The 22,563-nt window shown below is 63.7% G+C and carries 20 protein-coding genes, 1 tRNA gene and 1 pseudogene; 15 read left to right on the forward strand and 7 right to left on the reverse strand.

All coding sequences use genetic code 11. The annotated features are described in order from the left end of the window. The first annotated feature begins 11 nt into the window (after positions 1 to 11). From DVO78_RS02450 to DVO78_RS02470, 5 genes are all read left to right on the forward strand, one after another. Positions 12 to 833, forward strand: coding sequence for a C40 family peptidase (locus DVO78_RS02450; protein WP_120003227.1), 822 nt, complete (start codon positions 12 to 14; stop codon positions 831 to 833). A 175-nt stretch (positions 834 to 1,008) separates the two neighbouring features. Next, a complete protein-coding gene (locus tag DVO78_RS02455; protein ID WP_120003228.1) occupies positions 1,009 to 1,539 on the forward strand; it encodes an HNH endonuclease in 531 nt (176 codons plus the stop codon). Positions 1,540 to 1,758: 219 nt separating this feature from the next. Next, entirely contained in the window at positions 1,759 to 1,968 is a 210-nt protein-coding gene (locus DVO78_RS02460; protein WP_120003229.1) for a cold-shock protein, read from the forward strand. Between the two features lie 145 nt (positions 1,969 to 2,113). After that, complete coding sequence (locus DVO78_RS02465; RefSeq protein WP_238385105.1) at positions 2,114 to 2,803, forward strand: YoaK family protein; 690 nt, start codon at positions 2,114 to 2,116, stop codon at positions 2,801 to 2,803. A 42-nt stretch (positions 2,804 to 2,845) separates the two neighbouring features. Beyond that, positions 2,846 to 3,616 carry a hypothetical protein gene (locus DVO78_RS02470; RefSeq protein WP_120003230.1) on the forward strand — a complete coding sequence of 257 codons (771 nt, stop codon included), beginning with the start codon at positions 2,846 to 2,848 and terminating at the stop codon, positions 3,614 to 3,616. Between the two features lie 25 nt (positions 3,617 to 3,641). On the opposite strand, the gene DVO78_RS02475 is transcribed toward DVO78_RS02470, so the two are convergent. Beyond that, the gene (locus tag DVO78_RS02475) at positions 3,642 to 4,505 is read right to left on the reverse strand and encodes a DMT family transporter (protein ID WP_120003231.1); all 864 of its coding nucleotides are present in this window, start codon (positions 4,503 to 4,505) and stop codon (positions 3,642 to 3,644) included. Continuing rightward, on the reverse strand, positions 4,502 to 5,314 hold the full coding sequence (locus DVO78_RS02480) for a MurR/RpiR family transcriptional regulator (protein WP_120003232.1): 813 nt from the start codon (positions 5,312 to 5,314) through the stop codon (positions 4,502 to 4,504). Before DVO78_RS02480 ends, DVO78_RS02475 begins: the two co-directional genes overlap by 4 nt. A gap of 228 nt (positions 5,315 to 5,542) precedes the next feature. Here DVO78_RS02480 and DVO78_RS02485 point away from each other — a divergent pair, with 228 nt between their 5' ends. Next, entirely contained in the window at positions 5,543 to 6,127 is a 585-nt protein-coding gene (locus DVO78_RS02485; RefSeq protein WP_157983819.1) for a DUF1648 domain-containing protein, read from the forward strand. A gap of 54 nt (positions 6,128 to 6,181) precedes the next feature. Here the strand turns inward: DVO78_RS02485 and DVO78_RS02490 are convergent. Both DVO78_RS02490 and DVO78_RS02495 read right to left on the reverse strand, forming a co-directional pair. After that, positions 6,182 to 6,257 (reverse strand) — tRNA-Arg (locus DVO78_RS02490). A 40-nt stretch (positions 6,258 to 6,297) separates the two neighbouring features. After that, complete coding sequence (locus tag DVO78_RS02495) at positions 6,298 to 6,930, reverse strand: hypothetical protein (protein WP_120003234.1); 633 nt, start codon at positions 6,928 to 6,930, stop codon at positions 6,298 to 6,300. A gap of 274 nt (positions 6,931 to 7,204) precedes the next feature. Here DVO78_RS02495 and DVO78_RS02500 point away from each other — a divergent pair, with 274 nt between their 5' ends. From DVO78_RS02500 to DVO78_RS02525, 6 genes are all read left to right on the forward strand, one after another. Next, the gene (locus DVO78_RS02500; RefSeq protein WP_120003235.1) at positions 7,205 to 9,475 is read left to right on the forward strand and encodes a DUF7507 domain-containing protein; all 2,271 of its coding nucleotides are present in this window, start codon (positions 7,205 to 7,207) and stop codon (positions 9,473 to 9,475) included. A gap of 66 nt (positions 9,476 to 9,541) precedes the next feature. After that, positions 9,542 to 10,162: an alternate-type signal peptide domain-containing protein gene (locus DVO78_RS02505; protein ID WP_120003236.1), complete on the forward strand. Its 621-nt coding sequence runs from the start codon at positions 9,542 to 9,544 to the stop codon at positions 10,160 to 10,162. A 55-nt stretch (positions 10,163 to 10,217) separates the two neighbouring features. Beyond that, complete coding sequence (locus tag DVO78_RS02510) at positions 10,218 to 10,802, forward strand: signal peptidase I (protein WP_120003237.1); 585 nt, start codon at positions 10,218 to 10,220, stop codon at positions 10,800 to 10,802. A gap of 1 nt (position 10,803) precedes the next feature. Beyond that, a complete protein-coding gene (locus DVO78_RS02515) occupies positions 10,804 to 11,442 on the forward strand; it encodes a hypothetical protein (RefSeq protein ID WP_120003238.1) in 639 nt (212 codons plus the stop codon). Continuing rightward, complete coding sequence (locus tag DVO78_RS02520; protein WP_120003239.1) at positions 11,439 to 12,152, forward strand: SipW-dependent-type signal peptide-containing protein; 714 nt, start codon at positions 11,439 to 11,441, stop codon at positions 12,150 to 12,152. Before DVO78_RS02515 ends, DVO78_RS02520 begins: the two co-directional genes overlap by 4 nt. Further along, positions 12,149 to 13,018 carry an LPXTG cell wall anchor domain-containing protein gene (locus DVO78_RS02525; protein WP_120003240.1) on the forward strand — a complete coding sequence of 290 codons (870 nt, stop codon included), beginning with the start codon at positions 12,149 to 12,151 and terminating at the stop codon, positions 13,016 to 13,018. The genes DVO78_RS02520 and DVO78_RS02525 overlap by 4 nt, the downstream gene beginning before the upstream one ends. On the opposite strand, the gene DVO78_RS18120 is transcribed toward DVO78_RS02525, so the two are convergent. Next, positions 13,003 to 15,795 carry a LuxR family transcriptional regulator gene (locus tag DVO78_RS18120; RefSeq protein ID WP_120003241.1) on the reverse strand — a complete coding sequence of 931 codons (2,793 nt, stop codon included), beginning with the start codon at positions 15,793 to 15,795 and terminating at the stop codon, positions 13,003 to 13,005. The two genes, DVO78_RS02525 and DVO78_RS18120, sit on opposite strands and share 16 nt — an antisense overlap. Positions 15,796 to 16,220: 425 nt before the next feature. Here DVO78_RS18120 and DVO78_RS18285 point away from each other — a divergent pair. Then, a pseudogene (locus DVO78_RS18285) lies at positions 16,221 to 16,610 on the forward strand (ATP-binding protein); the annotation flags it as partial. Positions 16,611 to 16,898: 288 nt separating this feature from the next. After that, entirely contained in the window at positions 16,899 to 19,196 is a 2,298-nt protein-coding gene (locus tag DVO78_RS02535; protein ID WP_238385106.1) for a response regulator transcription factor, read from the forward strand. Positions 19,197 to 19,201: 5 nt separating this feature from the next. Here DVO78_RS02535 and DVO78_RS02540 read toward each other — a convergent pair whose 3' ends face one another. Further along, positions 19,202 to 20,413 (reverse strand): MFS transporter, encoded by a 1,212-nt coding sequence (locus DVO78_RS02540; RefSeq protein WP_120003243.1) that lies wholly within the window; start codon positions 20,411 to 20,413, stop codon positions 19,202 to 19,204. Between the two features lie 168 nt (positions 20,414 to 20,581). Next, complete coding sequence (locus tag DVO78_RS02545; protein WP_120003244.1) at positions 20,582 to 21,511, reverse strand: EamA family transporter; 930 nt, start codon at positions 21,509 to 21,511, stop codon at positions 20,582 to 20,584. A gap of 71 nt (positions 21,512 to 21,582) precedes the next feature. Here DVO78_RS02545 and DVO78_RS02550 point away from each other — a divergent pair, with 71 nt between their 5' ends. Further along, complete coding sequence (locus DVO78_RS02550) at positions 21,583 to 22,509, forward strand: LysR family transcriptional regulator (RefSeq protein ID WP_120003245.1); 927 nt, start codon at positions 21,583 to 21,585, stop codon at positions 22,507 to 22,509. Positions 22,510 to 22,563: the final 54 nt, after the last annotated feature.

Below are 22,563 nucleotides of genomic sequence, written 5' to 3' on the forward strand. Positions count from 1 at the left end.
AAGTCATCTCCGTGATTAACCCAGAGACCTCCATCCAGACCCGGCGGGAGCGCCGTATGGCCGCCGAGGCTCATGCCCGCCACACCGCCAAGAACCGTGCCGCCAAGACTGGACGCAAGGTCGGCGTCGTGCTCGGCACCTCGGGCCTGCTGCTGACCACGTCCGTGGCGGCAATGGCTGATGATGCTCAGTCCGACGGCCGTGCGCAGGCCACGCTGGCCGTGGGTGCTGCTGGCGGGGCAGAGCTCGCCTCATCCGTTCAGGCCACCACAGTGTCGGCCTCAGCCGACGTGGAGCTCGCCTTTGACCGGCCGGCAGTCACCTCCGATCCTGCAGCAGAGCCTGAGCCGGTGGCCGCCACAGACACCGAGGTCCAGGCCGCCACGTCTACCGACGCAGCCTCTGCCGCCACCGGCGACGCCACCGCCACAGGGGTCACTGAGGCTGCCAGCTCAGCCGAGGCTCCGGCCCCGGTTGCCAGCGGTTCGGTGATCAACGCCGCCTACTCGGCCATCGGCACCCCCTATCAGTGGGCAGGCGCCACCCGGGCGGGCATGGATTGCTCCGGCTTCATCAACTGGGCCTACTCCCAAGCGGGGCGCCCGCTTCCCGGCGGCGCCCGCAGCACACACGGAATGCTTGCTACCCTGCCCCGCGTCTCCACGCCGCAACCCGGTGACATTGTGATCTCGACCGGCATCCGCAGCCAGTACCACGCAGGCATCTATGTCGGAAATGGCCAGATGGTCGGTTCTCTGGCAGCCTCCGGCGTCACCACCCACGGCTACCACGAAGGCTGGCACAACGTAGTGGCGATCCTCAGGCCCTCCTGAGGACGCCATACGATCAAGGTCTCCAGCTGTGGGGTGCGACGCGGTCCGTGTCGCACCCCACAGCTGTTTCTGCGCCCAGGCTGCCGCCGCAACGGCGCTTCCGGGGTTTATAGTGATTCGGGAAGCATATGCCTCATAGAAGTCAACATACGCTGAGAAGACCCTAGGAAACGTCATGCGCACCTTGGTGCTCAACGCAGGCTACGAGCCGCTGAGCGTGGTGACCTCCCGCCGCGCCGCCGTGCTGGTGATGCGTGGAAAAGCGAGCGTCCTTGCCGAGGACTCCCACCCCATCGTGTCCCCCTCGGCCCTGGTTCCGCGCCCTGCAGTCATTCTTCTTCACCAGTACGTGCGGATCGTACGACGCCGCCCTTCGGCTCCTTCACGGCGCGGCATCCTCCGCCGCGACCGCCGTCAGTGCGGATACTGCGGCAAACCTGCGGCCACAGTGGACCACGTGATCCCCAAGTCCCGCAGCGGTGACTCCAGCTGGGAGAATCTGGTGGCCTGCTGCGGTCCGTGCAATGTTCGTAAGGGGGACAAGACCCTCGAACAGCTTGGCTGGGCGCTGCTCATCACGCCCAGGACCCCATCCCATCACCTGTGGCTGCCCGCTGAGGTCGATGCCCCACGGGATGCCTGGATGCCTTTCCTCGACCCGGCAGCAGTGCCCCACCAGACCCGCAGCGCGGCTGCGGCAGCCTGAATCCTTGAACTCCCAGGACCCGGAGAGAGTTCCGCACACCGCCGGGCTGAAAAGAGCGGTATTGGACGTGATTGGCCAGTAGCGTAAGCTGAAGACATTGATCGTCATTGCTTTACCCCAGTGGCCTCAAGAAAACTCTGCGCCAGCCTGGCCTGGCAGGCGCAGAACCCGCACCGTGAATGTATCGGTGCATTAAAAGAAACACAGTTAGGAACACACATGGCCACTGGCACCGTCAAATGGTTCAACGCCGAGAAGGGCTACGGCTTCATCGCCCCGTCCGACGGCTCGGACGACGTCTTCGTCCACTACAGCGCTATCGATCCCGGTAGCGGCGGATTCAAGACCCTCGAGGAGAACCAGCAGGTTCAGTTCGAGACTGCTTCCGGCCCCAAAGGTCTGCAGGCAGAGAACGTCAGCCCTGCCTGACATCAACTCTTCCTAAGGAACGGCCCTCAGGTTCGCCATCACGGCGGCCTGGGGGCCGTTCCCGTTAAATCCGCGACGCAGCCGGGGTGGGTGTGCGGCCCAGGGCAGAGCCAGCTGGGCGTAAACTGCTGGTCGGGAGGACGCTTTGGCTACTGGACTGACCCGCAGGCAGCTCTGTCTGGCTTGCGGAATCACCGCATCGGCCGGATTCGTGGACGGCATCGGCTTCATCCACCTGGGCGGGTACTTCGTCTCCTTCATGAGCGGCAACTCGACCAGAGCCGGGGCTGATCTCGCCGAAGGCGATCTGCTGGGCTGGGGCAAAGCCGTGGGACTGGTGGCCGCATTCGTCTTCGGGGTCATCCTCGCCTCGCTCGTCACCTCAGCACGGACCATGGCGAGAGCACCCTCCCGCGCCATCACTCCGCAGCTGCGGGCCATTTGGCTCTCGGTGGCGCTGCTGGCCCTTGCTGCGGTCTGCGGCACCGTCCCTGCAGCCGGCCCGCAGGGCGCAGAGGCGGCCGTGGCCCCGCTGATCGCCGCCGCGATGGGGGCAGTGAACTCCACCTTTACCCGTGGCGGGGAGGTGTCGGTGGGTCTGACCTATATGACCGGGGCCCTGGTGAAGGCGGGCCAGCTCTTCGCCGCCCGGCTGCGAGGCGTACCTGAGACCGGATGGCTGCGCTACGCAGCTCTGTGGCTGGCCATCGCCGTCGGCTCCGCAGCCGGAGCAACGAGCTACCTGGCGGCCGGGCTGCCGGTCCTCTGGGCGGCTGTGGCGCTTCTGGGCTTCTGCGCGGCCCTGGTGTGGTGGCGTCGTCGTTCCCGGACTTGACTATCCTGGTGTTGAACGGAATCGACGGAACGGAGCAATGTGATGCGGATACGTCAGGGCCCGGAGCAGAACAGCGTGGAACTGCGCAGCGGCACCGCCACCGGAGCACGGACGGCACTCGGCCTGGGGTTGGGCATCGGGGGCTTCCTGTTCAGCATGACGATCGCCTCAAACATCTTTGTGGCCCATCGCGCCTCTGAGCACATGCCCACCCCGTGGTGGGTCCTTATCCTGCCGGTGGTCTTCCTGGCCTTCGGCATCTCCTACGCAGGCAGTGGCAAGCGGGTCCGCACCCTCCTGCGTCGTTACGGTGAGAGCCGTACGCTGGTCAGCAGCTGGTTCGGCCTGAAGAAGGAGGAGACCACCTTCGACGCCGCCCACGGCCACCATCTCTCTCTGCACACCGATGAGCGAATCAGCCGGAACAAGAATGGCACCACCCGTTACAGGGTCTCCACGCTGGCGCTGGTGACACGCGACGGTGCGGAGGTCATCATCGGCAAGCAGGAGCGCAGCGGCCTGGGCGGAGCCCAGCCGCTGTTAGAGCAGGCAGCGGAGATCTCCCTGTTCCTGGGACTGCCGCTGGAGCGCACCGGCTTCGGTGCACCGATCGGCTATGGCCCCCAGCCACCCGGAGGGGTCGCCGGCCCACCGCCGGGCTATGGGCCACCGCCGGGCTACGGCCCGCCCGGTGGGATGGCCGACCCTCCGCAGATGGGGGGCCACCAGCCGCCAGGCGCGCCGAGCCCCGGCGGACAGAACCCTGGCGACGGTGGTGGGTTGCCGGGCTGGACCCGTGGTCAGGACCGGTAGGCGCCGTCGTGCTCCGCTTTTCTGCTCAGCTGGTCGCGATGAGGCTGATGCCGAGCACCACGACTGCAGCGCCGAGAATCCTGCGCGCCGGGTCTTTCTCCTTGAACAGCCACCAGGCCAGCAGTGCTCCCACCACGATCGAGGACTCCCGGGCCGGGGCCACCAGGGCGACTGAGGCCATCGTCATCGCGTAGAGAACCAAGATGTAGGCCAGCGGCGAGAGCAGGGCGATGATCACCGCCGGACGCCGGTCCGCGTTCCAGGTGGGGGTGACCTTTTCCCTTTTGCGCAGTACCCAGGGCAGCATCAGCGCGGCTTGGAAGAGTCCGCCGAGGCCGAAGTAGATGATGGGGTCGATGCCCAAGGTGTTGACGCTGAAGTGATCCCAGAGGGTGTAGGCGGCGATCATGGCGCCGGTGGCCCCGCCGTAGAACAGGCCGGTGGCCAGACCGGAGGAGCGCTGGAAGAGTCTGCGGCCGGTGACGATCAGGATTCCGCTGATGATCACCACGCCGCCGAGCAGTGCCAGGGGTGCCGGACGTTCCCCCAGGAAGCTGACGGCCACCACGATGGTCAGCACCGGCCCGACGCCGCGGGCCACCGGATAGACCACGCCTAAGTCGGCCTTGCGGTACCCGGTCTGTAGGAGCATCGCGTAGCCGATGTGCAGCAGCGCGGTGACCACGCAGGCCCCCAGCAGCTCCCATCCGTAGCTGGCCCCGCTGACCAGCATGTGGATGAGGCCCACCGGCAGGGTGATGAGGCAGCTCAGTGAGTAGTACATCCACACGAACACTGTGGTGTCCCCACGGGAGGTCTTGGCCGCCAGGTTCCACACCGCGTGGAAGACCGCGGCCGCCAGGACCATGGACAGGGCTGTGGTGCTCATGCGTTCAGTCCCAGAGCCACCGCCGAGCACAGAAGGTCGACGACGGCCAGGTGGGCGATGCGGCTGGAGGATTCGACCAGCTGCTCGGTACCTGTGCTGCCGATGGCTATCAGCGGCAGATCGGCGGTCCGGGCCAGGGGTGAGCCGGAGAAGCTGGTGACGCCGATCACGGAGGCCCCGGCGGCTTGGGCGACATCGACGACGTCGAGGGTCTGGCGAGTCACTCCGGAGTGGCTGACGGCGATGAGCACATCCTTCGGTTGCAGCAGGCCCGCCAGGACCACCGAGGAGTAGTTGTCGGCGGAGTGCTGGACCGTCAGACCGCCCATGGTGAGCCGGTAGGCGGCATCGGTGGCCACTGGCAGCGAGGTGCCGGATGCGGCCAGGAGCACCCGCCCGGCGCTCCGGAGCTGCTGTGCTGCGGCTGCCAGAGTGGATGGGCTGATGGTGTCTTGGGCGGCGCGCAGGCTCTCTGCGTGACTGGCGAGGATCACATCGGTGAGGTCTTTGGCGGTGCGGACTTCGGCCAGCGCCTTCGGGGTAGTGACCGGCGAGCCGCTGCCCAGTGCTGCGGCCAGGGCCTGCTTCAGCGCAGGCAGGCCGGAGAATCCCGCCGAGCGTGCGGCGCGCACAGCGGTGGCCGCGGAGACCCCCGAGCGCTCGGCGATCTCAGCGGCGGTGGCGTTGAGGACGAACTGCGGATCAGCGATCACCAGATTCACCACCCGGGCATGCCCCTCCTTGAGCCCGGGCGCCAGTGACCGCAGCCGTGCCCTGAGTGAGACCAGACTCTCTCTGGATGAAACCATATTTCACATGATATCAATTGATTGAAATAGCATTGCAATGGTCGTGATGGTGCTGCTCTGGCCGAGCAGGATCCCAGCGCCGATGGGGGAGGGTTGATGATGATGTTCGCCGGTGGTGTGCCCGCCAACACTACTCGTCGGTCCACAGGTGCGCCGCTCATCACGAAGTGCTCAGCGCTGGGTCTCAGGCTTTGGGATAATCGTCACGGGAGACAATGGGGGAATGCGATGACCGAGCGAACTGAGCCCCGGGAGCCGGTGAGTAACTACGTGGAAGCACTGCGCCGAGGGGTGCCGTTCCGTGATGAGCAGGGCGCGCTGCATTACCCCACGGTGCGCAGCCGACCTCAGCCGGGCTTCACCCTTGATCCGGTGCACAGGTTTCTGCTGACCGGCAGTTTAGTGGTCTCCATCGGCTACACCCTCTGGATGGTGGCACGGATCCCCTCGATGCCGGAACAGGTTCCGATGCACTTCTCAGCCGATGGTTCAGTCAACCGGTACGGCTCCCCCTGGGAGATGCTGATCCTCGCCTGCTTATCGCTTGCGGTGATCGTCGGCTGCGTTGTTCTCACCCGATACCCCCGGATCTACAACTACGGAATTGGCAAAGTCACCGAAGAGAACATCCAGGCCCACTACAAGAACGCCGTGCAGATGATGGTCTGGCTGGCGTTCAGTCTGGCAGTGCTCCACTTCACCATGCTTGGCAGTATTGCCGGGGACTGGCCAGCCAGTCCGGCAATCTGGTTCGGCATGGCCCTCATGTTCGGATCAGCGGCTTTCTTCATCCTGCGAATGTTGAAGATCTGATCCATCAGTCTTTATCGCCGGGCGGGCGCGTCGCTGGTTCGAACAATGACGCTCTGGTGCCCCCGGCGCGATTCGAACGCGCGACACCCGCTTTAGGAGAGCGGTGCTCTATCCCCTGAGCTACGGAGGCGGGGGTGCCTGAATCCAGCACCACACTATGGTAGCGGTTATCAGCCTTGCGGTTTGTCCCGCCTGCCGGTCACCACAACATCACGCACGACGACGCCGACCACAGTGACTGACAGGAGTACCAGCAGAACCCAGCTGATCTGGGTGAGGACCGAGGCCAGGGTCACCAGAGTCGGCTCCGGCGGATCGTGGCCCAGGACCGCGTCGACCAGGAAGTTCCCGGTGATGTCCACGGCGGCGAACCCGGCGGCTGCGGCCACCACCGCCCATCGCCACACTCCCCGGGCCAGCAGTCCCAGTGCGGCCCAGGTCGCCAGGAAGAAGACCACCGGGAAGATGATGCCCGCCGTTTTGTGCAGGAAGTTCAGTTGTCCTGCGGCATCGTCCTCGAAGGCTGCCTGCAGAGCCAGGATGTCGGCGGCGTCGTACCCGGTGATCCGTGCCCCCGGCATCGAGAGGCCGTCGGCGAAGTAGGTCAGCTGGGGCATGGCATAGGCATGCAGGTACAGCCCCATGAACAGCGCCACACCCAGCAGGGCGTACACCAGAATCCGGGGTGAGCCCTGCTCCTGGGGTGCGGGCCTGGCCTTCTTTTCAGCCGGCTGCTTCGGCACATTGCCGCGGTCTGTGTGCTGCTGCGGGTTCCCACGAGTCTTCTTCCGCCGCTTGGACATAGTTCCATCTTCCCAGAGTCGGATGCGTGCCCCTGACGCGGGGAGTCCGTCATCTTTTCCCAACGCCGGTTAAACACTTCCCCAACGAATCCTCACCGTTTTCCCTCCATGATCTAGCGCCAGAGCTATCTTTTTGGCCGGTGCCCCACCGCAGGGCTGCTCCCTAGAGTGACTGTGATGTTCATCGAGGGGCCATGAACGAATCACGTTCTGAGGCCCGGCTCCACCTTGCTGATCCGGGAGGATCCGGCCTGCACCGACGAAGGGGAATCGCGTGAGGCAACACAACTCGCTCGTTCACAGTCCACTGCGCCACCGCGCCGACCACCGACGTTCTCCAGCGCGGCTCTTCGCCGCGGTGCTGACAGTTGGCTTGGTCAGCCTCAGCGGACCAGCTGCGTCCGCCGCGGCAGACGTGTCCGGCTCCCCGGAGCCTGTCGAGTCTGAGAGCTCTCCGGTCGCCTCCCCGACTGGAGAGCCAACCACCAGCACTGAAGAAACGGCTGAGCCGACAGAAGATCCAGCTGAGGAGCCGGGCCCTACGGAGACTGCGGCCGAGGAGTCGGGTTCGCCCAGTCCTACGGAGACCGAGGCCGAGGAGTCGGATTCGCCGATCCCTACCGAGACCGGTGATACGGCGCGGGACCCCTCTGAGTCCGAAACCCCGGTCGAACCTGAGGAGTCTGAGGATTCTGCTCAGGAGCGTACTGAGGATTCCGAGGAGGATGAGGACCTGGCCACTCCGATGGAGGTCCCGGAGCCGGAAGACACGGAGGCGATCATTAACGTCAACGTCGGCGGTGACCGCTCAGGAGACACCAGTGTGGGCAACTTGGCCGGGGTGACCCTTCGCCTCCATGACGGCGGCAGCGGCGGACCAGGCGACCCGGTCGAAGAAGAGTGGGCCACGTGTGAGTCTGATGCAGACGGCGACTGCTCCTTCGTGATCCCGGAGACCCAATCGGGATCGGTATTTCCTCCTACGAGTTCCGGAGAAAACCGAGACCGCCGGTTCTGGGTGGTTGCTGAGTCCGCTCCTGACGGCTGGCAATTGAACCAGGGACTGGTCACTGGTGGAGCGAACAATCAGTCCGTGACGAGCTACGCGTTCCGCACTGGGTACAGCACAATACTCGGTTCAAACAGGGGTGTTCGGGCCGGAAATACCTATCAGTCTGGCGAGGACTTCATGTCCGGCTCCGGCAGTACCGCCTCAGGGGGAGTCTGGCAGAGCTCCCGGGCCAATCCGGAACTGCCTGAAACCTGTGAAGCCGGACTGAATGTGGCCCTGGTGCTCGACCTCTCCGGCTCAGTGTCCAACGTAGGAGCCCTGGGAGACCTCAAGGAGGCTTCCAAAGAGATGACGGAAGCCTTGGCTGGGACCGGATCCTCCCTGGCACTCTACACGTTCGCCACCACCGCACCGCGCAACAACGGGTCAACGGGCCGGAACTATGACCTGATGCCGATCGATGAGGGGAACAACCTCCAGACCATCAAGGACCGTATTGACGCCTACCAGGCCGGGGGAGGCACGAACTGGGACCGCGGCATCTATCAGGCCGCCCAGTCCAGCGCGAACTATGACCTGGCCGTTGTGGTGACTGACGGCCTGCCCACCTTCTACGGGCCGGGCCAGAATCCCTCGGGGCCGGGCAACAGCACGCGTCTGATTGAAGCGGAGCAGGCCATCTTCTCCGCGAACGCCCTGAAGAGCCAGGGGACCCGTACGCTGGCCGTCGGCGTCGGAGCCGGTGTCAGCGGCAACCCCGCCAACCTGAGTGCCATCTCCGGACCGAACGGCTACGCAGGGCAACAGGCTCACGAGGCCGACTACTTCCAGGAAGACTGGGCCAGGCTGGCCGACCTGCTCGAAGAGATCGCTCTCGGCGCCACCTGCCAGGCCAGCATCGAGATCACCAAAGAGACCCTCGTCTTCGGGGACGAGACGCCGAGCAACGGAGGTGCAGGCTGGGAGTTCGGCGCCTCCACCACCGGCGGGACGCTCTCGCCAGAGTCCTCCCAGACCACAGATGATCAGGGACAGGTCGAATACGACCTTCACTTCGACACCCCGACCCCAGAGCCTGCACAGCTGAGCATCGAGGAGATCCTAAGCTCCGAGCAGGCCGCCGAGGGCTGGTCCCTGGAGGACATCACCTGCACCGTCAACGGTCAGGACGTGCCAGTGGGGGATAGCCGCGCGGAACTCACGGTGACTGTCGGCGACGACGTCGACTGCACCTTCCTCAACGTCCAGCAGCTGGTCCCTGGCATCTCCGTCGAGAAGCAGGCCTGGGACACCCCGGATGCCGGTGGCCTGGACGGCGCTGAGGAGATCGAGGCCGGAGCCCAGGTCACCGACGGGGCGACGATCACCTGGACCTACACCGTGACCAACACCGGTGAAACTGTGCTCCACGACATTCAGGTGACCGACGACCAGCTCGACCCGGACGGGGTGGAATGCCCCAGGACCTCGCTTGATCCCGATGAGTCCATGACCTGCACCGCCTCCGGTGCGGTGACAGCCCTAGACCCCTAATTGAATAGTCAGAATCACCACACCGGCCTGAGCTAGCTTGGGCCAGAATCACCGAATGGAGAGAGTATGAACAAGAAAATGACAGGTTTTGTGGCTGGTGCCGCCGGTGTCGCACTGCTGATGAGCGGTGGCACCTACGCGCTGTGGAGCGACTCGGCCGATGTTGACGGCGGCACGATCACTTCCGGCAACTTGGAGGTGGACTTCCTCAAGTCATCGTGGAAGGACGTCTCCAAGGATCGGAGCGACTACCCGCATTCGATCGATCTGGAAGATTTCAAGATCATCCCAGGTGACACTATCGAAGGCACCTTCCCGGTCGATGTCGGGCTCGAAGGCGAGAACCTGGTCGCCGATCTCGCATTTGTCGGCGGAGGCGAGCCGTTGGGCGAACTGGCCGAGGGTCTGGAGGTGACGTACACCGTTCTGGACGCAGAGGGCGAGGAGGTTGCCAGTGGGACCGGCGGCAGTGTCACGGTGACTCTGGCCTCAGAGGACAACCCTCTGGCGGAGAATCTGATCCAGGTCCCCGATACGACCGACGGCCAGGCTGAGTTCTCTGTGGAGGTCTCCGTCTACTTCGATACTGACACCCCTGAGCGCGAGCTGGTGCAGTCCACCGCGGCACTGGCCGGCGGCAGCGTCGAACTGACCCAGGTCCGTGAAGGCGTTGAAGGCTACGAGTGATCCATCGGGGCGGACCGGGCAAGCGCGCGTTCCGCCCAGCTGAGCAGGAGAGACCATGACTCGCACCAGCACACAGCAGCAGAAGAGCACGGCTAGCGCGTGGCGCGCAGTCGTCTCCGGCGGTGCCTTTGTTCTGCTGCTGGCAGTGCTGGCTGTGGCGATTGCGGTGGCAGTGGTGCCCCGGGCCATGAACGGGGCACCACTGACCGTCCTGAGTGGATCGATGGAACCGACCTATTCCCCCGGAGACATGGTGATCTCCGTTCCCCGCGACAGCTATGCGATCGGCGATGTGGTCACCTTCCAGCCCGTCTCCGGGGACCCGACGCTGGTCACCCACCGGATCACCGGGGTTCGCCAGGGCCCAGACGGCATCACCTATGTGACCCAGGGGGATGCCAACGGGGCGCCGGACGATCCCATAGTGGCTAACCAGGTGATGGGCAAAGTCATCTACCACGTGCCCTACATCGGGCACGTTGCCAACGTGATGGGCCAGGATCGCCAGACCCTGATCATCATCGCCGGAGGCGGACTGCTCGGATACGGCATCTACGCCGTGGGCTCCAGCATGATGGCCAGACGAAGCAAGAACGACCGCAATGCAGCTGCTTCGGCGCTGCAGACACAAGGAGACTGAAGTGCTCAACAGAACCAGAAGATGGCCGCTGCCCGCCTTGGCAGCCGCCGCACTGGTGGCCGGAGCAGGGGCGGCAGGAGGCACCTTCGCTCTTTGGAACGGGACCTCCGGCACAGACCAGGCAGTGATCGTCGCCGGTGCTCTCGACATCAGTGTCGACGACGGCGAGAACCCCCGGTGGTACGAGACATCACCTGATGTGGACAGCACTCCGCGAGACATCGACCCTGAAGAGTTCCTGGTTCGGCAGGGAGATACTGTCGGAGCCGGCTACGAGTTCGCTATCGAACTCGACGGCGACAACATGCGTGCGGACCTCCGACTGGACTGGCTACGGAGTCCCGACCTTCCCGAGGGGGTCAGCGGCAGCTATGAGCTCCTGGACGCGGACGGGGAGCCGGTCTTGGATGAGAATGGTATGCCGGTCTCCGGTGATCTTCCTGACGGCGCAACCAGCGTGGACCTGGGAGTTCTCGACTTTGACGGTCAGGCGAGGAGTGAAGGTTTCATCCTCAGCCTCGCGCTGGACTTTGATGATCTAGAGGACCGTTTCGGGTCCGAGAGCGAGCCCCAGGTCGTTGACCTGGGGGACTTCAGCGTCGGACTCGAACAGATCCGTGAAGGGGATGGTTTCCAGTGACCAATCAGACGGAGATCAAGGGACCGCGCCGAATCCGCACCGCAGCTGTGGTCGGCACAGCGGGTCTGCTGGGAATTGCGCTGGGCACCGGCGGAGCGTCTCTGGCGCTGTGGAGTGACCAAGAGGAGTTCACCGGAGACATCGCCTCCGGCTATGAGTATTTCGCCGCCGGGCACCTGGACGACACCGAGCCGGCCCCCTCGGGCAGCGTCTCCACGACCATCGGTGCCGAAGAGGCCTCCACTCTGATGGAGAACGAAGAGATCGCGATCCCGCTGCAGACCGACTCCCTCAGCCAGGGCAACAAGGGACTGACGTACCAGATTGCCGAGCCGGACTGGGGCGAGGGCATCTTCGGTGCTGCCGATGTCACGATATTTCCGGTCGACACAGCAGAGGAATGCACCGTAGAAAACACCCAGGAGCAACCCGAGGAACTCAGTTCCACACCGGTCAGCGCCGACTACTCCGACTCTGAAGAACTGACTGAGGAGTACTGGTGCCTGACGGCCATCTTGGAAGATCTGCCGGGCGAGGGCACCTACCAGAACATCGGTGCTGTCACCGCCGATGATCCCAGAGGAGAGGCGGTCACCGACGACGACGACTGGGATGCTGTGGTCGGTTCCGACTTGGATCCCGAGGATGAGGCAGACCACGCGATCGAATTCAGCTACGAGACCTTCCGGGCAGGAGACCAGACACCATGATCATGCGGCTGAAACGGAAGACCCTTGTGCATGCGGCCGGGGCGGGTGTGCTCACCGCGAGCCTGCTGGGAGCCGCCATGGCGGCAGCTTCTGCGAGCCCCGCCTATGATGATTCCATCCAGCTGTCATGGGACGGCAGCACCTATGCCGCCACGACCACCGAGAGTTTCGTGGGCACACCGGTTGCTGTTCCAGGGGACCAGGCGACCCGCACCCTTGTGGTCCGCAATGACGGCCCCACCGAGGGCGTCTTGCATGCCGTGATCACCAATGTGGAACTTCTTGACCCTGATAGTGAAGACGTCCACTACAACCCGAACCACCAGGCCCCAGATGAATCCGGCTACTATTCCGGGGCGGGCCATCAAGGTGACTTCTACGACGACCTCACGGTCAGCTGGAGCACCGGTGAGGCGTCGATGACACACCTGGATGCCAGCGAGACCACCGAGATCCTCACCACCGACCTCGCCCCGGGGGAGGAGACCGAGGTCTCGATCGGCTATGAGTTCCCGATCGAAGCAACCTCGGGGAACACCGCTAACGTAGATCCGCGCAGCGCCTCTTTCGACGTGATTCTTACCCTCGGCGGAGAGATACCGGAAGAACCGGAGCCCACACCCACCGAGCCGGAGGAGCCCACCACGCCGACAGCTCCACCGCCGGAAACGAGCGAGCCCGAGCCCACACCCAGCCCAGAGCCTGATGCACCAGGTGATCCCGCGGCAGCAGAGCAGCCACGGGACTCCCTGCCGGTGACTGGTGCCAACGTCATGTGGCCAGCGTTGGTGGGGGCCCTGCTGGCATTCTCCGGGCTCATCCTGCACAGGGCCTTCCGGAACAGGCCGCGCTATGAGGGCATGTGAGTCTCCACCGGGCCGCGGAGCACCCGAGCCACCTGGGCCCGGTTCGTGATGCCCAGCTTCCGCAGCACATTGGAGACATGGAAGCGCGCCGTCGCCTGCGAGACGAACAGCACATCGGCGATGTGCTTGTTGGTGCTGCCTTCAGCCAAGAGGTGAGCGACCTCACGCTCCCGGGGAGTCAGCGCAGACAGCAGTTCCAGATGGGCCAAATGGTCGAGGTCTCCCAGAGCCGTGGAACGGTCCACTACACGTGATATATGAGCGACGGCACCGATGCGGTTCAGAGTCTCCGTGGCTTTGCGAAACTGTGTTTTCGCTTCAGCCCCACGCTGCCGTGACGCAAGAAAAGTGCCATAGTCACTTCGGGTCAGCGCCTTGGGGAGTGGATAAGTGGTCTCATTCACCGCACGCTGGTAAAGCTCGTCAGCTTCGGCATCGTGGCCGCGCGAGTGGGCCATACGGGCTTGAAGCCAGCAGAGCGTTCCCCAGGTCTCGGCCCATTTGATGCCGCGCCACTGGGCCAGTGTGCCGATGAGTTCTTCGGCCTCATCGAACCGTTCACAATCAATGAGGGCATGGACCCGGTGGGTGAGAAACCCGCGCCTGGTGTCGATGAGGCCTTCAACCTGCTCTGGGGCTGTCGCGGCCAGGATATCCTCTGGTTTGCCCGCCAGCAGTGCGATCTCACACTCTGCCATGACCGCCAGATCAAAGCCGTAGCCCACCCATTCCACCTCGTGCAGCCGCTTGGTCTCCTCCAGGTGCATCTGGCCATTGCCGTCACCGGTGACCGCCGCAAGCCAGGCACGCAGCGCGGCTGAGGTAAACCTGGTCTCGAGATCCGGGACATCAAATGACAGCTCTTCGTTCTCGGTGAGCACACGGTTCGCCTCAGACAGCCTGCCCTGCAACAGGAGCGTGTGGGCGTAGATCACTCGGACGTTTCCTGAGGCCCAGGGCGGGTCCACGGTGCCCAGCATTTCAGTGGCCTCAGCTGTCAGGCTATTGGCGAGTTCGATGTCGTCCAGGGCGACGGCCGCACCGGCGAGTGGGATGATCGCGTCGATCTTATAGGAGCTCGGCGGCCGCTGGCGCAGCCGCTCGACCAATGTCGGCATCTGCTCGCGGACCTGCTCCAGCTGGTTGTTCAGGTACAGCGGGACGATCGAGAAAGAGTCGACGAGTACCTCGAAGTCCCGGGGGGCGACCATCCACGCCAGGCGGGGGTCGGTGAGTTCCCCGGGGTCCTCCGGAGCATTGGACCAGATGGGCCGAGCCGCCACCATCAGGGTGTGAAGGGCTTCCATCTCCCGGCTGCGCAGCATCATCATCACAGACATAAAACACATGAACGCCTGAACCGTGCGAGTCTCCGGATCCTGGCTGCGGTCCTGGAGCAGCGTCTGAACCCGCTGGTTTGCCGCAACATCCTCGAATTTGTAATACCCCAGCACGATGGCTAAGAACTCGCGCACCGGTGAATAGGGCATCGCTTCAATCTCGGGCAATAGGTCGATCACGGCGAAACCGGTCTTCCTGCGCATGTTGAGCAGAGCCAGATCCGTGATGAGCCGCTGGCGCTCCGCAGGGGGAGCCAGATCGATGCTCGCCCTCAGGATGTCGTTGGCATATCGGTAATGCCCGTTCTCCACGGCGGTGTTGACGTGGTCATCGACGCGGGCTCCCAGGTCTTCGTCCCACTGCTGGGCACCGCGCAGAGCGTAGGAGATCGTTGCGTGATCCTCGGAGGCCGCGGCCAGTGCACGGTAGATCTCCTTGGCCCTCTCTGCGGGGACAGCCTCTTGGATCGCGTGTGCGATCAGTGCATGGGAGACAAGCACCGAACTGCCGAATCCGGATTCCAGCAGAATGCCTGCTGCACATGCTTCGTCGATGTCGGGCGTGTGGCCGAGCTTCTCAGCGACATCCCTGAGGACAGCCTTCGGTATCTCATGAGAGGCGAAGCTTGCCACCTCCGCGGCAAGCTTCCCGGCCGGACCCATGGTGGTGTAGCCACTGAGAAACGGGTCATTCTGCACAGCAGCCCCTCGGATCTGGAGATCCCAGGTGAGGTGCATCGTCTTGACCTCGCCGGGGGTCAGACCCGAGAAGACCTTATCCACGCCGAGGAAAGTGCCCCTGGCGGCTTCAAGGATGGACTGCGCAGTCCGCGTGGAGATCGCGGTCTCAAAACGTTCAACCGCGAGCGCCTTGATGTCACTGGTGGAGAGAGCCTCAAGGTGCCGGTAACGGTGAATCGGACTGGACTCGGTGACACTCTGCAGAAATCCGGTGAAGGAATCCTCATGGTAAGGAGTGCGTGCGGCGAAGGCTACGAACACTCCCTGCTGGACCACCCGGGGAATCACATAGCGCAGGACGCGGGTGGACTCTTCGTCGATCCACTGGGCGTCGTCAATCAGCACGGTACGCAGGACTCCGCTTGGCACTTCTACAAGGTGCCGCAAGAGGTGGCGGGCAATTTCCACAGGTTCAGTATCTGGTTCCACATGCGGCTCGTCAGCCAAGCCGCTGCTGAGCAGGCGTTCAACGAAGCTGTACGGAATATTCTGCTCGAAGGCATCGGCGTACACATAGTGGCGGTGAGCGTCCGCAGGTTCTGCATGGCTCGTTTTGTCCCCGACGGCACGGAGGTAGTAGGTCTTTCCCATACCGGCTGCGCCGGTGACCAGCAACAGCATCCCATTCTGGGCCTGGGCGGTCTCCGCTATGTGGTGCGCCTGATCGCGACGATTCTTCTGGGGGCTCTCACTCATGATCTGCGTTTCTGTTGGGGACTCCAAAGGTGTGTGTTGGGTATGGACGGTACTGTCCCTGCCGAAACTGATCTGGGGGCGGTGGTGCCTTGATTTGGTGGGTCGGCAGCATCAGCCATGGGCCGCCGAACTGGCTGCTAGGTGGTCTCAGGCAGACGAGCATCTGATCCCCTCATGTAGTGTTCTTTCGCCTTCAGCGCACAGTGAGCGACCTGACCTGCTCGGAGGCCAGCGAAAGCACTGCATATGTCAGCACACTAAACCCTGCAGATTCTCATCAGAGGCCAACCAGCACAAAACTCCGTAACGATCTCCGTAGTTCTGGAAAACTACTGAGGACCACTCCGTACCATCGCTCACCATGTGTAGTGTGGGAGATGCTCTCGTCACCGGGTGCAGGGTTTTACACTGGAGGCCATAAGGAGATGACACCAACGGCGGGCACTTCAGCCGGGCCGTGCCTGGGGCGCCATGCCCAGATTGAGCGAATCCGGGATCATATTCATCATGCTGCGACTGGTGTCGGCCAGTTCGTGCTCATTGAGGGCTACGCCGGTATCGGCAAATCTACGCTCATTGAACACGCGTTGACATCACTTACCGATTTTTCCCGGGCTTCTTTCTGCTACTTTCTCGAAGAGGACCGGCAGCGCGAAGGTGCTCTGGAGCCATCCTTCACTGGTCACAGCGCAAGCTGCGGACAGGACTCGGGGACCCTAGCTCATGACCATGCAGGGAAGCTTCAGGTGACGGACAGCAAATTCCTCCCAGAAGGTCCCCAACCAGCAGTGAGAGTGATTGAGGATATCCACTGGGCCAATGAACGCTTTGTTGAAGGCCTCTGGGAAGGTCTGTGTCACTCGGACGCGTTCCCGGGTGTTCTGATCGTGTCGATGCGCCCTTCGACACGTGCTGACCTCGCACAGCTGAAACGGTTGGCACAGTCTCAACCCCAAGCCTCCCACCTGTGGCTTGAGCACCTTACCGTCTCTCAGGTCCGGAAGGTGCTGCAACAGAAAAGTGGGTTGCCCATATCCCCGGGCGTCGCTTCGCAGGTACATCAAGAAACAGGGGGGCTGCCCCTGCTGGTTGATGAGGTCGGCATGTGGTTAGTCCAGAATCCGCCCTACCCGGGGCGTCGAATCGAACACGCTCTCAACGCCTGCCGTCAGGACCTTTGCCGGCCCGACCATCCGCTGAGACGGCGAGTCGCCGGGCAGTTCGACCCATTGCCTTCCGCGGACCGCAATGTTCTGGAGTTCCTGGCTGCGGCGAAACGCCCTCAGCCCTCAACTCACATCACTGCTGCGGTGGGCTGTCATGTGACGGATCTGGACCGTCTTGTCAGTGCAGGGCTGCTGGTCTATGACCAGACCGCTTACGGGTATCGATTGCCAAGCCGCAGCTGGAGCAGCGTGCTCACCGCGACGCTGAACCCCGAACATCATGCTCGGTTCCATTACGCGCTCGCTGCGTCTGCGGCTGAAACGGAGGCGTTCGAGCACCATTTCCAAGCCGCAAGGTTGTTGGGCACCACCGATGCCATCTCACAGGCTGCCGACTTTGGCTGTGATCTTGCTGATCAGCTCACCGGCCGCCAAGAAGCTCAGAGCGCCTGGCAGGTACTGCGCAAGACAGTCCTGCTTCGCCCCACAACATCCACCATAGAATCCTTAGTGGAACTGGTCCTGGGCAGCGATCGAGGAAGCCTGCTGGCCGATCCCGACCTCGAGGAGCTATACCGAAGGTTCGCCCCTGCCGCCCAGCGTGGCAGTCTCCTGGCTCTGACGGCACTGGGCCGCGGGGACATGCCGGCCGCCGTCGCGCATCTGCGCGGCGTTGAGGAGGGATCATTCCGGCACTGCCATGATCGGCTGCTGTATGCGCACGCTACCGCAGCTTGTGGGCATCACAGCACCATTCATGGTGTGATCGGTCCGCCGCGCATGCTGTTCTCCCGGGCTATGGCTGCCTTGGACAGCGGTACCTCTGCAGCACTCGGGCTGAGATCAGATGACACCGAAACGCTCACTGGACTGCGATTGATTCTCGAAACATGCTGGACACTATGCGATGAACCACTGCGTTCCGAGACAGAGGATCCTCAGCTGCTGCGGTTCTCTGAGGCTCAGCGGCAACTCGATGCGTTGACCCGAAGAACTCATGAGTCAGATTTCACCACCAAGGTGCTGGCCTTCCTCGACCGTCTCAAGAAAGAGAGTCCAAAGAGTCGGCACCATCTGGCGGTACAAGCCATCGTGGCCGCCTACCTACGCTCCCACGGTGCATCTCAGCTTGCTTTTGGCCACCTGCAAGAAATCTGCCGCGACATCAATTACGCCACAGGGGGTGACTCCAATGGCGGGCACTTCAGCCGGGGCCAGTTCGTCAGATCCTTGTTCTACGCGGGATGTTGGGACCAGGCAGAGGAACTGGCAGTGGAGACCGCCCAATACGGACTCGAGCACGGCGAAACACCCGATGCGCTCATCGCGTATTGTTATGCGGCTCTGATTCCTGCCGCTCGGGGTCAACGAGGCGGTCACCGCATTCTTGACGCTGTCGGCCGCGCTCAAGACATCGGTCAGCTGCCCGCGGTGATCAACACTCGCCGCTATCTTGAAGCCCTGATCAGCTCAGCGCACCAGGATCACCAGAAAACCGCTGACCTTTTGCTCACGCTGCGCGACAGCGACTACGCCTGGACCGCCATTGGGCTCATGCCCACCACACTGTTGGCGCACGCCCTGCACAACACCGAGCAGCACCATGCCTTGACTACCCTGCGGAATTTGGCCGAAAACCGGCACTTTCCAGCATTGGAACCCCTGCGGGACTACGCACAGAGCTACCTTTGCGGTTTGAGCAGTGCAGACCCAGAACAGGCAATCGACCACCTTCTCGACGCAGTCTCTTGGATCGATACCCTCGCCCCGCCCAGGTCAACAATCACTGAACCTGAACGTGGCACGTTCGGTTTTCACCGTGGACTGCTAATACTGGATATCGGTGCGCTCTACAATGCTCACAGCAGTGAAATAGCTGATCGGGCTGACACCATCTACGATCTTCTCCTCTGGGCCGAAGAGTTTTTTGACACATGCGGTGCAGACGGCCTGACTGGCCGTGCTGAAACCCTACGCGCCAGCGTGAAGACACCCACCGCCCCGTCAGCACGGCAATACCCAGAACAGGCCTTCCACGGCAGGCTCCACGGTCTTACTCCGCGTGAGCAACAGATTGCCGCGTTGGTCGGCCGTGGCCTGAAAAATCGCGACATCGCAGAAGAGCTTGTGCTGTCCAGGCGCACCGTCGAATCGCATGTGGCGAACATTCTCTCGAAACTAGAGGTGGCATCCCGGAAAGAACTCCACCAAAACCTCAAGAGATCCTCGCCATAGGGCAGCTACCGTCTGTTCAACGACATCAGGAGCAGGATCAAGCTGAGCAGCAGAAGCAGCGCCAGCAGTGCCATCGCGCCGGAGTAGCCCAGCGGGCTATCCGCCAGCCAGCCGACTGCTGCGGGCCCAGCGGCCCGGCCCAGGGCGATGGCGATGGCCTGGACACCCATCAGCGCACCGAACCGAGGCCCTGAGTACCAGTCGCTCATGATCACCGCCCGCAGCGGGATGAAGGCCCCGAAGAGCAGCCCGAAGAGGATGAAATGCCCGTTCATCTCCCAGGCCGTGGTGCCTCTGATCGCCAGCCATACAGCGGGCATGATCAGGATGGTCACTGCGATGTAGAGCGTGACGGAATCGAACCTGTTGGCCAGCACCGGCAGGAGGAACCGAGCCGGCAGGCTCAGCAGGCCGACGGCGGCAGCCCACCATGCCAGCAGCTGCGGGTCGAAGCCGGAGGCCTCGAACCGGGCGATGCGGTGGACGTTGAAGGACTCCAGCACTGCCATGGTCAGCCCCAACGCGGTGGTCAGTGGAACAAAGCCGGCGGGCAGCTTGGGCCGGGCGCCAGACGGGGTGCTGGCGCCGTCGACGGTGCGATCCCGGGGCGGCTCCGGTGTTCTGCTCACGGGAGCCGCGCGCAGCGCCCAACCCGCGGTGACACCGCAGGTCATCAGCACGGTGGTGGCCAACAGGGCCGCTGTCTGACGCCATCCGAGAAGCTCCACCAGATATGAGGTGGTGGGCACAAAGACCGGACCGGCCAGACCGGTGATCAGGGTGAGCATGCCCGCGGCACGGTTGCGCCTCTCCCGGCCGAACCACTGCTGGATGGCGACGAAGGCAGGTTCGAACAGCACCATCGCGCTGCCGGGGCCGATCAGGATCCACCAGACTGTCAGGACTTGCCACCCGGAGGTGCTGGCGGCGAACCCCAAGAACCCGAGGAAGACCAGCAGCCCGCCGAGGGCAACCATGGCACGGATGCCGTGCCGATCCGCATGCCGGCCGATGTGGACCGCCACCGCGGCGCCAGTCAGCACAGACCCCGAAAACGCCGTGGAGAGCAGCGAGACCGAGAACTCCGCACCTGCGGCTGAGGAGGTGATCAGCACCGAGGTGCCGTAGAGGATGGCGCCGAAGCTGACGCCCACACTGACAGCCAGCGCATAGACCAGACGGCGGAAGTGCGGAGTGGGAGAGTGGGGACGGTCCATGGGAAACCTCTCAGGCAGGCGACGGCATGACAAGATGCCGACTCCACTCCTGGAGGTTTCTATCCCTTAAGATCAATGCCGCCCTGAAGCGGCACGCTGCGGCGCTTGAACCAGTCCCGGCAGACGCCGGCGGAACCCTAGCCGCCCGTGCTGGTCGGAGAGTTCAGCCTACGGCGTGGCCGGTGGAGTGCGCAAAGCCCGCAGCCGGGATCCCCGTGTGGGCAGCAATCCGACCCTGATCTGGGTGGAGGACCACAGCACGCCGCCGATGACCAACAGGCCGCCGAGCAGCTCCAGCCAGGTCGGGACCTGGCCAAGCATCAGCCAGGCTGCGAGGATACCGACCACCGGCACCAGCATGGAGAAGGGCGCGACGACGCCGGCAGGATGTCTGCGCATCAGCCACACCCAGATCCCGGAGCCGACAATGGTGCCGAACAGCATCGTGTAGACCAGCCCGGCCCATCCCGGCAGCGCCTCCAGGCTGATCGAGGCGATCAGAGCCGATGAGATCCGCTCCGGTCCTTCGACAAGCAGGGAGGCGGCGAACATGGGCACCGGAGGCACCACGGCCATCCACATCACCAGGGCCAGCGGACGGTCAGTCTGCGCCTGCCGGGAGGCAAGGTTCCCCAAGGCCCAGCCGAATGCCCCCAGCACCACCAGAAGGAAGGGCAGCCAGCCGTCAATGGAGCCTCTGGAGACCCCGACGACGGCCAGCCCGGCGACAGCGACTGCGATCCCAAGTGCCCGGCGGCCCGTGATCTTCTCGCGCAGCAGCAGAGCCCCCAGGAGAACGGTGAACGGGGCCGAGGCCTGGAGCACCAGCGAGGCCAGTCCGGCGGGGAAGCCCGCTGACATCCCCAGATAGAGGCCGAAGAACTGCAGGGTGCCGAATCCCAGGCCGTAGCCCAGAAGATGTGCGACCTTCACCCTGGGCCAGGGGATGAAGAGCAGCGCCGGCAGTGCCAGCACCGTGAAACGCAGCCCCACCAGGAACAACGGCGGAAAATGCTCCAGCGAGAAGTGAATGGCGATGAAGTTCACTCCCCACAGGGTGACCACGGCGAGTGCGAGGAGAACATGTCGAAGAGGCACCTCAACATCATCACCGGACTCAGAATGTAGGTCTACTGAATATTTATGAAATCTATATGTAGGCTAACTACATGGAGATCAGGCACCTTGACCTGCTTCGCGACATCGCTCGCCGGGGCACGCTGACCGCTGTGGCCGCTGCGACCCACCGCACGCCTTCTGCTCTTTCGCAGCAGCTGCGGACAGCTGAGCGGGAACTGGGGGTCAAACTGGTGGAACCGGCGTCCAGGGGCATCCGGCTGACTGCGGCCGGACAGTTGCTGGCAGAAGGTGCCGAGGATATTCTCCAGCGCATCGCCCGCCTGCAGGCCAGAGTCGAGGCCTCTGCAGGAGCCCCACGAGGGCAGGTGCGGATCGGCACTCTGCCCAGTGCCGGGGAGGTCCTGCTGCCCCCGCTGATGGACGCGCTGGCAGCCACTGCCATCCAGATCGATCTCGATGACTTCGACATCGCGGAGGAGGACTTCGCCGCTCAGACGCTGGACGCCGACATCGTCATCGGCCACAGCCTCACCGGTGACGTCCCCACAGGAGCCTCCGGCCTGATCAGCACAGTGCTGACCAGGGAGCCGTTGGATATAGCGCTTCCTCAGGATCACCCGCTGGCTGGCCGGCTGAGTCTGAGCCCCGAGGATGTCATCGGCTGCGACTGGATCGGTGTGCCGCACCGGTATCCGTTCGACTCAATACCGGTGGCCATCGAGCAGCTGACCGGCCGTAGCATCCGCCGAGTGGTGCGGCTCAGGGATAACCACCTGGTGGAGGCGCTGGTGGCACAGGGACAGGGGGTCGCCCTGCTTCCGCGCTTCACCACCCGAGCCCGTGACGGGGTGGTGCTGCGGCCACTGACCGGCGTGCGTGCTGAGCGGGCGATCGTCGCACTGAGCCGCCCGGACCGGCATGCCCGGCTCGCGGTCCGGGAGGTCACCAAGCTTCTGGTCGAGATCGGCCGAGACCTTTCGGAGACACATGCACATGATCGGCACCACAGGGCCTGACGTGATGTTCTTGCCGTCTCAACGCGGTCCAGGCATCCGGCCGGCACTGATCAT

Origin of the sequence: Nesterenkonia muleiensis (assembly GCF_003600155.1) — a bacterium.
In the GTDB taxonomy this organism is placed as follows: Bacteria; Actinomycetota; Actinomycetes; order Actinomycetales; family Micrococcaceae; genus Nesterenkonia; species Nesterenkonia muleiensis.